Raw genomic sequence first — 13,979 nt, forward strand, 5'->3', positions numbered from 1 at the left:
CTAGGGAACCCCTGAACCACGTGCTCGAAAATGGGTTTCTCCAAGCATTCTCTTTACTGAGAAAACGCTTGATAGCGATGTGATGGAGTGGTTCAGGAAGAAGCGGAGTTTGAGCTGGGCAGTAGGGCGGCTGGCCATTCCGAAATTGCTTGGCGCGGGTTTTCCCTAAAACGCAGAATCGTATTATCTCAGGCGAGATCTAAAAGACATCAGTGCTCTGCATGCAGTCCGATGCGACGTCGCACGGGGCATGTCAAATGCCCTTTCAGGGTGTGGCTCACGATCGACTGGATTTTTTGATCGTGAGGACTCACCCCCGCTTGAACAAGCGGGGGTGAGTGAGCCTGCACGCGAGGCGAGTGCCTTGAATTAAGCCAATTGGTATGTGGTTTTGACGCGGGTGAAGAACTGACGAGCGTGGGTGCCTTGTTCGCGAGAGCCAAGGCTCGAGGCACCATTGCCGCCGAACGGTACATGGTAGTCGACGCCTGCTGTCGGCAGGTTGACCATGACCATTCCGGCTGAGCTATTGCGTTTGAAGTGTTCGGCATGACGCAGCGAGGTGGTGACGATACCCGCAGACAATCCGAAGGCAGTGTCTTCGGCAGCGCTGAACGCCTCCTCGTAATCACGTACCTTCAACACGCTCAGCACAGGGCCGAAGATCTCTTCCCGGTAGATGCGCATATTCGCTTTTACTTCGGTGAACAACGCCGGCGTGAACAGGTAAGCACCGGCAGCATTCTCCACGCGCTCACCGCCACACACCAATTTTGCGCCCTGTTCACGTCCGCTGGCCACGTACATCAAGTTCTGTTCCAGCTGGCGCGCATCGACCACTGGGCCGATATCGGTAGTTGCCTGTAGCGCATTGCCGACCTTCAGCGCGCGGGTTCGCTCCGCCAGGCGCTGCACGAACGCGTCGTGAATACCTTCGGTGACTATTACCCGGGAGCTGGCCGTGCATCGTTGGCCCGTACTGAAGAACGAACCATTGAGTGCTATGTCCACGGCTTGCTCGAGGTCTGCATCGTCCAGCACGATCAGTGGGTTTTTGCCGCCCATTTCAAGCTGCACTTTTTTCATGCCGTCAGCTGCTAGTTTGGCGATCTGCCGGCCTGTGTGCTCGGAGCCAGTGAAACTGATGCCGTCGACCTTGGGCGAACGGATGATGGTGTCTCCAACACTTCGACCAGGGCCGATCAGCATGTTGAAAACACCAGCAGGAAGACCTGCGCGGGAAATGATTTCAGCCAGCGCCCAAGCCGAGGAGGGCACCAGTTCGGCAGGCTTAAAGACTACGCAATTGCCGAAGCAAAGCGCAGGAGCGATCTTCCACGCAGGGATAGCGATCGGGAAGTTCCATGGCGCGATTATCCCAATCACTCCGAGAGGCTGGGTGAATACATCTATGCCCACATCCTGGCGTACCGACTGATATTTTTCACCTTCAGCCCGCAAGGCTTCCTGAGCGTAGAACTTGAAGGAGCGGCCGGCACGATCCACTTCGCCAAGTGCTTCACGGACGATTTTCCCTTCCTCGCGAGCCAGCAGGGTAGCCAGCTCCTCGCGACGAGCGAGAATTTCACTGCCGATGAAGTCCAGTGCGTCAGCGCGTTGTTGAGGATTGCTGCGAGCCCAAGCAGGGGCGGCTCGACGTGCCGCATCGATCGCCACCTCGGTAAGGACTTGGTCGGCACGTACGAAGCGCTCGACAACTTCGCCGGGGTTCGATGGGTTGCGGTTTTCCAGCAAATCGGTGCCGCTGTCCAACGCGACGAAAGCACCGTTGACATAGCTGCTCTTGGTCTCGAGGGTCATGCGCTACGGATCCTTTTATCAGAGGTCTTGCGGGCAACGAAATCACTGATGTTATCTACCGCGCTATCCATCAACTGCTGCATGGCATCCTCACTGCTCCAGGCAATATGTGGATTGAGGATGAAGTCGTCACGGTCTATCAGCTTGAACAAAGGATTGCTTGGATGCAGCGGCTCTTGCTCCACGACGTCGAGAGCCACGCCCCCCAGTCGACCCTGTTCAAGGGCAGTAATAAGCGCCGCTTCGTTCACGATGCCGCCACGGCCGGTGTTGATGAGCAATGCATCGGGCTTCATCAGCGCGAGTTTTTTTGCATCGATCAGGTTGTGGGTCTCGGGTGTTAGCGGGCAGTTGATCGACAGCACGTCACAGCTCTTTAGCAGATCGTTGAGAGGGCGGTAATCGCCTCCCTGCCGCCTGCCGCCGCGGTTCTCGAACAGCACTTGCATACCCACTGCGCGGGCTAGTTCGGCTAGGCGCAGAGCAATTGGCCCACTGCCGATGATGGCTAGCTGTTTGCCGCGCACATCGCGTATGCGATGGTCAAAATAGATATTTTTGTACTGTGCCTTGCCTGCATGTACCTGGCGCATCAAGCGACTGAACGCGGCAGGCCGGCGGAACAGCTCCAGGATCATCGCCAGGCTGTGCTCGGCCACGGTATTGGCAGCATAGCCGGGCACGCTGGAGACCTCGATGCCATTGGCTTGACAGTAGTCGACGTCGACGATGTCTCGGCCGGTCAAGGCTAGCGAAATCATCTTCAGTTTGGGCAACTGACACAGGTGTTCCTCGCGTAACGGTACGCTACAGGTCAAGGCGATGGTGGCATCCTTGAGATGAGCGAGTACGTCGCGCGGATGGGTATACCCGTACTGCTCCCAGCTATGTTCACAATTCGGGCGCTTCAAACGGGTGGAGGGCGCCAGCCCCTCATCGTCGAGAAATACAACGTGTTCAGTCATGACGTGATCCTCATTTTTTTTGCGCGGGCACGTAGCCTGCGGGGGCCATGGCCACCAGTCGGCGAGTCACGAAGTCGGCGTCCCGATCATGGTCTTCGAGGGACTCCTTGCGTACCAGGGCGTCACGAACCATGTGGGAGCCAAAGAAGCGGAAGGGCTCGGGGGGGAGCAGCTTCATACTTTGATTGACCAGGCCGCAGTTGGCCCATTCGTCATTCGCGTGTGCGACCAGTGACTTGATGATGCGGCTGGCAAACACCGTGGTCGCGACGCCGTTACCGGAAAAGCCGATGCCGTAGCAAATATTCTGGTGGTGATCGAGATAGCCGAAATTTGGCAGGCCTTTCATTGCGCGATCAATAGGGCCAGTCCAACTGCTGACCACCGGAACCTCGGCAAGCTGCGGGTAAAGTCTGCGCAGCTCAGCTGCGACCCTGTCAGCTGCAGGGGAGGGTTTCTCATACAAATTGCCGATGCGTCCGGCGAACGCGAACTGTCCCAGTGGTTTGCCAAACACCACCCGGCCGTCGGGGGTATTGCGCCAGTAGTTCAATACCGTGCGAGAGTCCGTCATGCACTCTCCGCGGCTGAAGCCCATGGCATCGAGCTTGTCCTTGACTGGTGCCGTGGCCACCATGTCGCTGGACATGATGGCGATCATTCTGCGCAGCTCAGGGAATTTGGCCCCCCATGCGTTGAGCGCCAGGACAACGCGATCGGCTTTCACGCGCCCTTTCTGTGTGTGTACAACAGGATTAGGGCCGCGCTCCAGATGAGTGAACGGTGATTTTTCGTATATCTTCACACCGAGCTTCAGCGCGACACGCCTGAGGCCGCGCGCCAGCATTGCCGGTTGCACAGTAGCAGCATTGGGGTCGTAGATTCCCCCAAGGACGAGTGGCGAGCCAACGCGACCTTGGATCGTCTGGCGGTCAAGATCCTGGAATGGATTCACGCCAAGGTTCTGTAGTCCTTCGGTGAGCACGCGCCAGGAGTTCATCTGGCGCTGATTGGTCGCCGTCCACAACCAGCCATCCTTGCGGTACTGGGCGTCGATCTCGTGCTCCTTGCAGAAGCTCCCAATCTCATCGATCGCCGATTCAGCTGCTTCGCAGATGCGTTTGGCCTCGACGTCGCCACAAATGGTTCTCAGCGACAGGTACTTGCCCCACCAGTTGGTGGCGATGCCACCATTGCGCCCGCTGGCGCCGGAGCCGCAGCGGTCACGCTCGACGATAACGATCGTTTTCTCTGGATTGGCCTCTTTCAGGCGGATCGCAGACCACAGTCCAAGATAGCCACCACCGACGATGCAGACGTCGGCCTGAATCGATTCCTGCAAAGCAGGGGCGAGGTCGCTGTCCAGGTCAAGTGCCTGGGCATACCAGAATCCGCGGTACATAGTGAGTGCCTTTGAGCATGTTGATATCTCTGTAAATGATCCTCCGCATGCCCGGATTGGCGATATTACAGCCATGACAATTGATAGAACGCCCCTGCGTGCATGTCGTTAACACTCGGCCACAACGGCTTGGCCAGGCTCAAACGCAAAAAAGCCGCTGTCAGTCGTGAAGACTTCGGCGGCTTGGTTTTCTGGCGGCGATCAGAGTTGGCCGAATGCTTGAATTTCGATTCGATAGTCTGCCGTCGCCAGCGCCGCACCGACACAGGCGCGAGCAGGGGGATGCTCGCCAACCCAGGCATCGTATACCTCGTTCATCGCCGCGAATTCGGACATGTCCGACAGCCAAATCTGAATGCGCGTCAGATTTTCCTTGTTGGCACCCACCTGCAATAGCCACTGTTCCAGTTGAGCCAGCACATTTTGGGTTTGGCTGGTGATATCACCGTAAGGAGCCTCGGCAACGATGCCGGATGTTTCTATACGGCCGCCTGCCAGCACTACTTGGCTGGCCCGGGCGCCGGAGTTGATGCGTTCGATCATCAGGTGCTCCTCAGAACAGAACGTACGTTTTGCGTAGGGTCTCGCGAATCTCCCAGACCCCTTCGCAGTTCTCGGGAAACAGCACGGCGTCTCCTGCCCGCAACTCGACCGGCTCGCCGCCGTCGGGTGTGAAGATGCACCAGCCACTGACGATATGACTGAATTCGCGATTTTTCAGATGGCGACGAAATACGCCTGGGCTACTTTCCCAGACGCCTATGCTTGCACCGACAGTATCGTCGGTCTGGGCCTGGCCTGTTGCGGCTTTGGCGACAGGATCACCAATGGGTAAGCGTGCAGGCGCGGCGTCACCGAGTTCGGATGCAGCAGCGTTGCGGACGACGGTAAGGACTTGGCTCATGCTTGATCTCCTTCAGATTTTACGAGCGAGTGGTTGAGGAGCTGTGGGCGCGGTTGTGCCGGTCGAGCCGGCCAGGGATGCGGCTTGTTGCAGATCGAGCTTGCTGGTCTCGGGTGCGAGCCACCAGGAAATCAGTGCCCCGAACAAGGAGACTGCAGCGGCAATGAACATGGTGTTGGCAATCCCCAGATTGCTAAGGGATATCGGTACCAGGTAGGTGCCGAGCGCCGCTCCTATCCTTGACAGCGAAGTGGCGAGTCCAACTGCTGTGGCGCGAATTTCAGTTGGAAAGAGCTCGTTGGGATAGACGTAGGTCAGCACTTGGGCTCCGCCGATCAGGACTGCGTAGAAGCCGAAGATGATCAGTACGATCATTGGTGCGCTGTCCGGGAACTTACCCAGCAACATCAGTGCAAGACCTGACCACAGGAAGCTGTGGATCAGCATTTTTCGGCGGCCGAGGCGGTTGATCAGCTTTGTCGCGACGAAGCAGCCCAGGGTGAATAGAACGGTGATTGCAATCGAGCCATAACTGGCCCAGTCACCGGTCAGATTTAGGGCTTGTAGAACTTTGGGTGCGAACGCGTAGATCGCGAACAGCGGGACGATGGCGCAAGTCCAGAACAAGGTTATGAACGCCATTCTCTTGCCATAGCCGGAGTGGAACAGCGACCAGACCGAAGCCGGGCGGCCATCGCTGGGTTCGGGTAGATCGGCAATCGAGTAGTCCGAACCATAAACGCGCTTTATCACGCCATCTGCTTCGCCCGTGCGGCCCTTGCTTAGCAGCCAGCGTGGCGATTCTGGGGTACCGCTACGTGCGAGCAGAAAGAGTGCGCCCGGCACGACTGCGCTGGCCAATACCCAACGCCAGGCGCCTTCCCCAATCATGCTAATGAGGATTTCTCCGACCAGGTAAGCGACTGCTGCGCCCGCGAACCACATCAGCACCATCGCTGCGAGCAGCGGGCCGCGCTCCTTGCGTGGCAGGAACTCCGCCAATAGGGACGTGGCAATTGGATAGTCTGCGCCAACCGCCATGCCGATAAGCAGTCGCCAGATGAATAGCATCCAGGCCGACTCGACCCAAAACTGAGCGAGAGAGAATCCTACGATGGCGATGAGGTCGACAAGGTAAAGTACCTTACGGCCGTATTTGTCGGTAAACCAGCCACCCAGAAAGCCGCCCAGGAATACTCCTATCAGTGCGGAGGCTGCGATCAAACCTTCCCACAGTGACGAGAGCTGCAGGTCGCTACTGATCTGCATCATCACCACGCCGATGATGCTTAGGACGTAGCCATCTAGAAACGGACCGCCTGCAGAATAGACCGCGAGCTTCCGATGAAAGTTGTTGAGTGGTGCATCTTCGACGGAATTTTTGATACCTGGCATTCAAGCCACCTCATTGTTTTTGTATTACGTGCGGGCAGCTACCAATCTTCCAGATAAGGCGACGCTTACGCTCTCAAAGATATGAAGGCTGAGCACGGTGCGGATTATAAGTGAGGTGCTTGGTGGCCTGGTTGAGCAAAAATATAATAGCCGTGACGAGTCATCTTATTTTTTTGCCGTACATCTCCATGGGGAGTGATGAAGAACCTTCAATAATTCGAGTTGAGCTTGCAGGCAGGCGGGTATCGCATACGTCGTGGGTGGGATATATAGGACAAAAAATAGACCCCGGCCCCGGTTGCTTGTATTGCGTCACTTGGGGGCGGATAGCCCGTGATGGCGTATCGTAATATATCTCCACGCCAATGGTAGTAAGGGTTTTGCGAATTTTAATTTATGTTGACCACATGGTCAGATAGTGCGAAAAAGCGTTCGTCATCAAGCGATCGGGGCTGCGTCGAGATACCATAAATTGACGCGAATATTCTATTTTGCCAGTGCATGCCAGGGCTAGAGTGAAGGCATAACTTTAGGGGGCGTGATTTATCTTAAAACTTGTTCGTGGGACTCGAAGATAGATTTATAGTTTCTAAAGTGTGATTTGGCATGCCGGAAAATTTTGAGGGTCAGTGATTCGTAATCTAATAAAAGAACTCTACTTGAGTTTTTACCTGCTCATTTGTGAGCGCCCTGCCAATCAGCTGTCGTGATCAGTTTCGCTTGCGAAATGAGTGCGGTGAATTTTTTGGTCATAAGTATAATTAAAGAGGGTCGTATGAGCCACGCCGATGAGATACTTTCGGTAAAGCAAATCTATAAGATTTTCGGCCCCAGCCCGGGGCTAGCTATGGATATGTTGCACCAAGGCGCCGATAAAAACGAGATCTTCAGCAAGACGGGTCATGTTGTCGGTGTATTCAATGCGAGCTTTTCCGTAAAGCGCGGGGAAATATTCGTGATCATGGGGCTGTCCGGTTCGGGCAAGTCGACGATGGTGCGACTGTTTAACCGTTTAATCGAGCCCACGTCTGGCAGCATTCACCTTAATGGCCGTGAGATCACAGGGCTTTCGGACAAGGATTTGCTCCACGTCCGGCGTAAGGAAATGGGCATGGTGTTCCAGTCCTTCGCCCTGATGCCTCACATGAGCGTTCTGGAGAATGCCTCGTTCGGCCTCGAGATTGCGGGCGTTAGCGAAAAAGAACGTCATGGTCGAGCGCGCGAAGCGCTTAGCCAGGTTGGTTTGGGTGAGCACGCTAACAGCTATCCGCACCAGCTTTCCGGGGGCATGCAGCAACGTGTAGGACTGGCTCGGGCGCTGGCTAACGATCCAACTATTTTGCTGATGGACGAGGCTTTTTCCGCCCTCGATCCACTGATTCGCAGCGAGATGCAGGGTGAGCTGATTCGCCTTCAGGCAGAGCAGCAGCGCACCATTATTTTCATTTCCCACGATATCGAAGAAGCCATCCGTATCGGTCACCGTATCGCGATCATGCAGGACGGTGAGGTGGTGCAGGTAGGCACGCCGCAGGAGCTGATCAGTCAACCGGCCAACGATTACGTCCGTAGCTTCTTCAAGAGCTTTGATAGCTCTCGGGTTCTTACCGCCGGAGACGTGGCAAGTCTCGATCCCAATATCGTCTGTCAGCTCAATGGCAAGACGCCGCAATTCAAACCCGGAATGCCGTTTGGCTATTTGGTCGACGAGCGTGCCCAGTTGCTTGGCGTAGTCGATACCAATTCTGCAGGCTCTCCTACCAGCGCTCGATACAACCTCCATGAGCAGCAACCGGTGTACGTCGATACGCCTCTGCACGAGGTGCTGCACATTGCAGCCACATTACCGTATCCGGTGCCGGTGCTTGACCGAGAAGGTGTCCTCAAGGGAACGCTTTCCAAGAGCCAGCTCCTCCATACCTTGAGCCGCCACTGATTTTTCCGTGGTCTCTGAGAGAGGTAACTCCCATGTCCGAATTCAGCCTTCTGGATCCGTTCCAGTACGCCACTATCCCGCTAGGTGAATGGGTCGAAAGCACCCTGAATTATCTGGTGCACAACTTTCGCGACCTATTTCGTGCCATACGCTGGCCTATCGATCAGGTACTCAACGGCATTGAGTTCATCCTGCAAAGCATTCCGCCAACCATCGGTATCATTCTTTCCTCCCTACTTGGCTGGCAGTTAGCGGGCAAGCGCATGGCGTTGCTGTGCTTCATCACACTCACGTTGCTCGGTCTGATAGGCGTCTGGTCCGAGTCAATGACCACATTGTCTCTGGTGCTGACGTCAGTATTCTTCTGCGCCTTGATCGGCATTCCGCTGGGCATCATCTGTGCGCGTAGCGATGCCTTGGAACGGGTGATCCGACCAGTACTGGACGCCATGCAAACGCTACCGGCGTTCGTCTACTTGGTGCCGGTGGTCATGTTGTTTGGTATCGGCAACGTTCCTGGTGTACTGGTGACGATTGTCTTTGCCTTGCCCCCTCTTGTGCGCCTGACCAATCTGGGCATTCGCCAGGTGCCGGAGGACAAGATCGAGGCTGCTCGTGCATTTGGTTGCACGCCCTGGCAGATGCTCAAGCGAGTGCAATTACCACTGGCCACCTCAACCATCATGGCGGGCGTCAACCAGACCCTGATGCTGTCGCTTTCGATGGTTGTAATCGCATCGATGATCTCGGTCGGCGGGCTTGGGCAGATGGTATTGCGTGGTATCGGTCGACTGGACATGGGCTTGGCCACAGTCGGCGGCGTCGGGCTGGTATTACTGGCGATTTTCCTCGACCGCCTGACGCAGGCTATGGGCGCGCGTACCAGTGACGATCCAAGCCAGCGCTGGTACCAAACCGGTCCCCTCGGCTTGCTGCTTCGACTGTTCACGGGAAAGGCCAACCGCAACGTTGTGCAAGACGCATGAGCTAGCCCTTTTTAAACCGCTGATACCCATAAATAAACCCATTAGGTACGCGATCATGTTTGAGTCCAATCTCTCCCGCGGCATTCTCCAATGCGTTTCGGTTCTCGCACTGTCAGTAGCGTCACTGTGTGCCAACGCTTCTGCGGAGAAGCCGGGTGACGGCATCAAGGTTACACCCGCTTTCCCGTCCGTGGACGAAGAGCGATTTCGTGGTGAAATCGCGATGGCTGGGTTGCGCGAGCTAGGCTACAACGTCCAGAAACCCAAAGAGACCGAGTACGCAACCATGGTGCTCGCAGTCGGGTACGGGGATGCCGACTTCACGGTGAACGTTTGGGATCAGCTGCATAAGAGCTTCTACGAGAAAGCCGGGGGCGACGAGAACATGGTCAAGGCCGGGGATATCATGCCTGGCGTATTGCAGGGATACTTGATTGATAAGAAAACCGCCGATGCTCACAACATCAAATACATCACCGATCTCAAAAAGCCCGAAATCGCCAAATTGTTCGATGCTGACGGTGATGGTAAGGCTGATCTTACCGGCTGCAACCCTGGCTGGGGATGTGAGCTGATCATTTCCCACCAGATCGAAGCCTACGATCTGGATAAGACTGTTCACGTAAACCAAGGGTCGTATTTTGCGCTGATGGCCGACACCATCACCCGATTCAAGGAAGGTAAACCGGTCTTCTATTACACGTGGGTTCCACAGTGGGTCGCAGGCGTATTGGTCGAAGGCCGTGATGTCGTCTGGCTCGAGGTACCCAAAACCGACCTTCCGGATGGTAAGAACGACGTCAATACCCTTTACCAAGGTAAGAATCTCGGGTTCGCAGTGGATAAAGTTGAGGCTGTATTGAATCGCGAGTTCGCGGAAGAGAATCCGGCAGCCTTGAAGTTCCTCTCCTTGATGCAGATCAGCGCTGCTGACGAAAGCGCCCAAAACCTGAAAATGCAGGAAGGCGAGAAGACCATCGCTGATATCCAGCGCCATGCCAAGGAGTGGATCGCTGCTCATCGGCAGCAGTTTGATCAATGGCTGCAGGCGGCCCGCCAGGCCGCAAACTGAGGTGATGCCACCACGGCCGCCTGGGTAAGGGCGGCCAATTGAAAGAGTGATTAGGGATGGCTGCCGATCATGACCAGCTCACCGTTATCGATCCCCCCTCATGCTCGGCGTATCGATCCGACCAGAGAGATGTTGTTACCGGTAAAGGCAGATGGATCTCTCGACGACAACGACCGGGTAGAGATTGGCCCAACCCCACTGGCTTTTTCCGAGTGGAAGCACCTCGGATTGCAGCTACCCACGTTGGTGGCGATGCGTGAGTACCGCCTTCAGCGCATTTGCGAGCAGTTAGTCGCCCGCGACCTCGGCGGTGTGTTGCTATTCGATCCGCTTAACATCCGGTACGCGACCGACAGCACGAACATGCAACTCTGGACAACTCATAACCCTGCACGGGCTTGCTTCGTGTCTGCCGATGGTTATGTGGTGTTGTGGGATTTTCACGGTTGCAGCCATCTTTCCGCGCATTTACCGCTTGTCAGTGAGCTGCGCAGCGGCGCGTCTTTCTTCTATTTCGAAACAGGCACCCGTACTGATGAGCATGCCACGCGTTTCGCTAGCCAGGTCGACGAGCTTCTGCGTCAGCGTTCTGGAACAAATCGCCGGCTGGCCGTAGATCGTATTGAGGTTGCAGGGCTTCGAGCGCTAGACGCTCTTGGTCTGGAGGTGCACAGCGGTCAGGAAATCATGGAATGTGCACGTCTGATCAAAGGGCCGGACGAGATACTTGGCATGCGTTGCGCAGTCTCTTCCTGTGAGGCCGCGGTGAAAGAGATGCATAGCGCCTTGCGCGCTGGAATGACCGAAAACGACGTTTGGTCTGTCTTGCACGCGGGCAATATCAGGCGCGGGGGCGAGTGGATCGAGACCCGAATTTTAAGCTCCGGGCCGCGTACGAATCCTTGGTACCAGGAGTCGGGCCCGCGGGTGATCAGTGATGGCGATCTCCTGTCATTCGATACAGACCTGATCGGCGTCTATGGTTTTTGCGTCGACATGTCACGTAGTTGGATTTGTGGTGACCGTCAGCCGAGCGCCGAGCAGCGGCGTTTATACCGCATCGCGCATGAGCACATCCTCACCAATACCGACTTGGTTAGGCCGGGAGTTGGTTTTACCGAGCTGACTGCAAGGGGGCATCGGTTGCCTGAGAGTTGTCGAGCGCAGCGCTACGGGGTCATGTTTCACGGTGTTGGGCTGTGCGATGAATACCCATGCATTCGCTACCCAGAAGATTTGCAATCCTACGGTTATGAAGGCGAGCTCCAGGCAGGGATGACGTTGTGTGTCGAGGCTTATGTTGGCGAAGTGGGAGGTCGTGACGGCATCAAGCTGGAGAACCAGTTGCTTGTTACCTCTGATGGCTACGAACTGCTGACAACGTATCCATTTGAACAAAGCTTCCTGGGCGACTGAGCGGGTTTGAGTGCGCCGCAGACGGCGCTAGCGGCAACGTAGCATGCGATAGGATCGGCGCCGGGAAAATACGCTTTAGGTTGTTGCCACATACCTGCGACCGTTGTTCGAGGCCATATGACTCATTGTGATAGATCCTGGTCAGTGCGCCATTTTCTGATATAGGTGAGTCGATTTATGCGTGTCTTGCCACGAATTAATGGCTCAATGCTGAAACCTGTATAACGGAAAAATCGTGCCGACAATCGTCATTTTTCTTACAGGCAGAGGAGGCTGGCGACTCCATAATCCAGCCATATTACGGTTGAGAGTCGAGCACCATGAAGATACAAGAGCTCCCTGCAGACGATAATGGCTGTGGTTGGTTTCACCTCAGCCCGCCGAGAGTCCCTAAGATCGCTCATACAGGCCACACTCGTGCACGCTGGGCCGTTATCGGCGCAGGTTTGACCGGGTTGGCTGCAGCTCGGCAACTGGCAATGAGGTTTCCCAATGACCAGGTGGTGTTGCTGGAGGCTCAGCAGGTTGGTTTTGGATCTTCGGGGCGTAACTCAGGTTTTGCGATCGACTTGCCGCATGACATCGGCGCGCCTGACTACATCGGTGACCCGGCCACCGCAAGTTTGAATCTGAAGCTCAATCTTGCTGCGCAGAAGATCCTCCGTGCGCTGATTGACCAGCATGGCATTGACTGTCAGATGAACCCGGTCGGCAAGTATCAGGCGGCTATCGAGGATAAAGGTCTTCGCGTTCTCGAGGCTTACAAGAGTGGTCTTGAAAAACTTGGCCAGGCATACGAGATCGTAGAGGGGAAGGATCTGCCAGAACATATTGGCACCTCGTTTTACCGCAAAGCGCTGTTCACTCCGGGCACCATTCTTCTTCAGCCAGCAGCGCTGGTGAAGGGGCTTGCCGAGAGCTTGCCGAAAAACGTCAGCCTTTACGAGACAACGCCAATCAAAAGCGTCGAGTACGGTAGCTCGATCACCCTCAAGCACGACGCCGGCACTATCATCGCCGACAAGCTGGTGCTGACCAACAATGCCTTCGCCTCACAGTTTGGCTTTCTGAAAGGGCGCCTGTTGCCAGTCTTCACGTATGCGAGCATGACGCGCGTATTGACGGACGCTGAACAGGCGCGTCTTGGTGGCAAGCCGGTTTGGGGCGTTATTCCGGCTGATCCCTTTGGCAGCACATTGCGACGTACGCCTGACCAAAGACTGATGGTTCGCAATAGCTTCAGCTTTCATATGTCAGGTAAGACTAACCAGCACTTTTTGCAACGGGCGGCCAAGGCGCAGCGTACTTCCTTTGATCGTCGCTTCCCCATGCTCCCGGGTGTTGATTTCGAATACACCTGGGGCGGCGCGATGGGTATGACGCGTAACCACGCTTCACACTTTGGAGAGTTAGCCAAGAACGTCTATGGCGCACTGGGTTGCAATGGGCTTGGGATTACGCGTGGCACCATCACCGGAACCCTTCTGGCCGACTGGCTTGCCGGTGATCGAAATGAGCTGATCGATTTCCTGATCTCCTCCGACGGGCCAAGCCGTAACCCTCCAGAGCCGTTCCTGTCCCTGGGCGTGAATGCCAACCTGTGGTATGGCCAACACCGCGCGGGGCTGGAGAGCTAGCGAAGCTCCGATAACTGCTGAGCTACAAGGCCAGTTCGAGGTGGTGTGATGAGTTTTTCGCATGTTGATCTGGTTGGGCGTCGCCATACCGCTATCGTTGATGCCGACTGGCAACCTATGTACGTCGGTGAAACTCGGCTGCCGGGTGTAAGTGTGTGCAACCTAGTAGATGTTCCTGAACATTGGAGCAGCTACTGGATGAAAATGGAGGCGGGCGCTCACTCCATCATGCATCGCCATTCGGCAATCGAAATGGTCGTCGTACTGCAAGGATCGATTGAGGATTGTGATAGACGCATCTTCCAAACCACAGAAGCCGTCGTCTATCCCGCTGGATCGATCCACCTCCTGTCATCGCCTACAGGATGTGTATTGCTGATCGTAGAGAGCCAGCCATCGGTTGTCGCTTAGCATGCCTGTAAGAAGAAGCCCTGCGCCATCACTG

The 13,979-nt window shown here is 55.8% G+C and carries 12 protein-coding genes; 6 read left to right on the forward strand and 6 right to left on the reverse strand.

Annotated elements, in window-relative coordinates:
* Positions 1-369: 369 nt before the first annotated feature.
* From QRN22_RS14715 to QRN22_RS14740, 6 genes are all read right to left on the reverse strand, one after another.
* Positions 370-1,821 carry an aldehyde dehydrogenase family protein gene (locus QRN22_RS14715; protein WP_042554166.1) on the reverse strand — a complete coding sequence of 484 codons (1,452 nt, stop codon included), beginning with the start codon at positions 1,819-1,821 and terminating at the stop codon, positions 370-372.
* Positions 1,818-2,786: an NAD(P)-dependent oxidoreductase gene (locus QRN22_RS14720; protein WP_042554167.1), complete on the reverse strand. Its 969-nt coding sequence runs from the start codon at positions 2,784-2,786 to the stop codon at positions 1,818-1,820. Before QRN22_RS14720 ends, QRN22_RS14715 begins: the two co-directional genes overlap by 4 nt.
* Before the next feature lie 10 nt (positions 2,787-2,796).
* On the reverse strand, positions 2,797-4,188 hold the full coding sequence (locus tag QRN22_RS14725) for an NAD(P)/FAD-dependent oxidoreductase (protein ID WP_042554168.1): 1,392 nt from the start codon (positions 4,186-4,188) through the stop codon (positions 2,797-2,799).
* Between the two features lie 201 nt (positions 4,189-4,389).
* On the reverse strand, positions 4,390-4,731 hold the full coding sequence (locus tag QRN22_RS14730) for a RidA family protein (protein WP_052493802.1): 342 nt from the start codon (positions 4,729-4,731) through the stop codon (positions 4,390-4,392).
* 10 nt (positions 4,732-4,741) lie between these two features.
* Complete coding sequence (locus QRN22_RS14735) at positions 4,742-5,092, reverse strand: cupin domain-containing protein (protein ID WP_042554169.1); 351 nt, start codon at positions 5,090-5,092, stop codon at positions 4,742-4,744.
* 12 nt (positions 5,093-5,104) lie between these two features.
* Positions 5,105-6,487, reverse strand: a complete 1,383-nt coding sequence (locus QRN22_RS14740; protein WP_042554170.1) for an MFS transporter — start codon at positions 6,485-6,487, stop codon at positions 5,105-5,107.
* Positions 6,488-7,262: 775 nt separating this feature from the next.
* Between QRN22_RS14740 and QRN22_RS14745 the strand changes: the two genes are divergently transcribed.
* The 6 genes from QRN22_RS14745 (at position 7,263) to QRN22_RS14770 (ending at position 13,945) form a co-directional block, all read left to right on the forward strand.
* On the forward strand, positions 7,263-8,423 hold the full coding sequence (locus tag QRN22_RS14745) for a quaternary amine ABC transporter ATP-binding protein (protein WP_042554171.1): 1,161 nt from the start codon (positions 7,263-7,265) through the stop codon (positions 8,421-8,423).
* A gap of 32 nt (positions 8,424-8,455) precedes the next feature.
* The gene (gene proW / locus QRN22_RS14750) at positions 8,456-9,409 is read left to right on the forward strand and encodes a glycine betaine/L-proline ABC transporter permease ProW (RefSeq protein WP_042554172.1); all 954 of its coding nucleotides are present in this window, start codon (positions 8,456-8,458) and stop codon (positions 9,407-9,409) included.
* A 55-nt stretch (positions 9,410-9,464) separates the two neighbouring features.
* The gene (gene proX / locus QRN22_RS14755) at positions 9,465-10,481 is read left to right on the forward strand and encodes a glycine betaine/L-proline ABC transporter substrate-binding protein ProX (protein ID WP_042554200.1); all 1,017 of its coding nucleotides are present in this window, start codon (positions 9,465-9,467) and stop codon (positions 10,479-10,481) included.
* Positions 10,482-10,550: 69 nt separating this feature from the next.
* Positions 10,551-11,897: a dimethylsulfonioproprionate lyase DddP gene (dddP, locus tag QRN22_RS14760; protein WP_042554173.1), complete on the forward strand. Its 1,347-nt coding sequence runs from the start codon at positions 10,551-10,553 to the stop codon at positions 11,895-11,897.
* A gap of 320 nt (positions 11,898-12,217) precedes the next feature.
* Positions 12,218-13,534 (forward strand): NAD(P)/FAD-dependent oxidoreductase, encoded by a 1,317-nt coding sequence (locus QRN22_RS14765; protein WP_042554174.1) that lies wholly within the window; start codon positions 12,218-12,220, stop codon positions 13,532-13,534.
* Positions 13,535-13,582: 48 nt separating this feature from the next.
* Positions 13,583-13,945, forward strand: a complete 363-nt coding sequence (locus QRN22_RS14770; RefSeq protein WP_082045794.1) for a cupin domain-containing protein — start codon at positions 13,583-13,585, stop codon at positions 13,943-13,945.
* Positions 13,946-13,979: the final 34 nt, after the last annotated feature.

Source organism: Pseudomonas sp. MEJ086 (assembly GCF_030209025.1).
Lineage (GTDB): Bacteria > Pseudomonadota > Gammaproteobacteria > Pseudomonadales > Pseudomonadaceae > Aquipseudomonas > Aquipseudomonas fulva_A.

Coding starts and splice junctions, on each gene's coding strand:
- QRN22_RS14765 (WP_042554174.1), top strand. CDS start 12,218: ATGAAGATACAAGAGCTCCCTGCAGACGATAATGGCTGTGGTTGGTTT.
- proW (WP_042554172.1), top strand. CDS start 8,456: ATGTCCGAATTCAGCCTTCTGGATCCGTTCCAGTACGCCACTATCCCG.
- QRN22_RS14770 (WP_082045794.1), top strand. CDS start 13,583: ATGAGTTTTTCGCATGTTGATCTGGTTGGGCGTCGCCATACCGCTATC.
- QRN22_RS14740 (WP_042554170.1), bottom strand. CDS start 6,487: ATGCCAGGTATCAAAAATTCCGTCGAAGATGCACCACTCAACAACTTT.
- QRN22_RS14725 (WP_042554168.1), bottom strand. CDS start 4,188: ATGTACCGCGGATTCTGGTATGCCCAGGCACTTGACCTGGACAGCGAC.
- proX (WP_042554200.1), top strand. CDS start 9,465: ATGTTTGAGTCCAATCTCTCCCGCGGCATTCTCCAATGCGTTTCGGTT.
- QRN22_RS14735 (WP_042554169.1), bottom strand. CDS start 5,092: ATGAGCCAAGTCCTTACCGTCGTCCGCAACGCTGCTGCATCCGAACTC.
- QRN22_RS14715 (WP_042554166.1), bottom strand. CDS start 1,821: ATGACCCTCGAGACCAAGAGCAGCTATGTCAACGGTGCTTTCGTCGCG.
- dddP (WP_042554173.1), top strand. CDS start 10,551: ATGACCAGCTCACCGTTATCGATCCCCCCTCATGCTCGGCGTATCGAT.
- QRN22_RS14745 (WP_042554171.1), top strand. CDS start 7,263: ATGAGCCACGCCGATGAGATACTTTCGGTAAAGCAAATCTATAAGATT.
- QRN22_RS14730 (WP_052493802.1), bottom strand. CDS start 4,731: ATGATCGAACGCATCAACTCCGGCGCCCGGGCCAGCCAAGTAGTGCTG.
- QRN22_RS14720 (WP_042554167.1), bottom strand. CDS start 2,786: ATGACTGAACACGTTGTATTTCTCGACGATGAGGGGCTGGCGCCCTCC.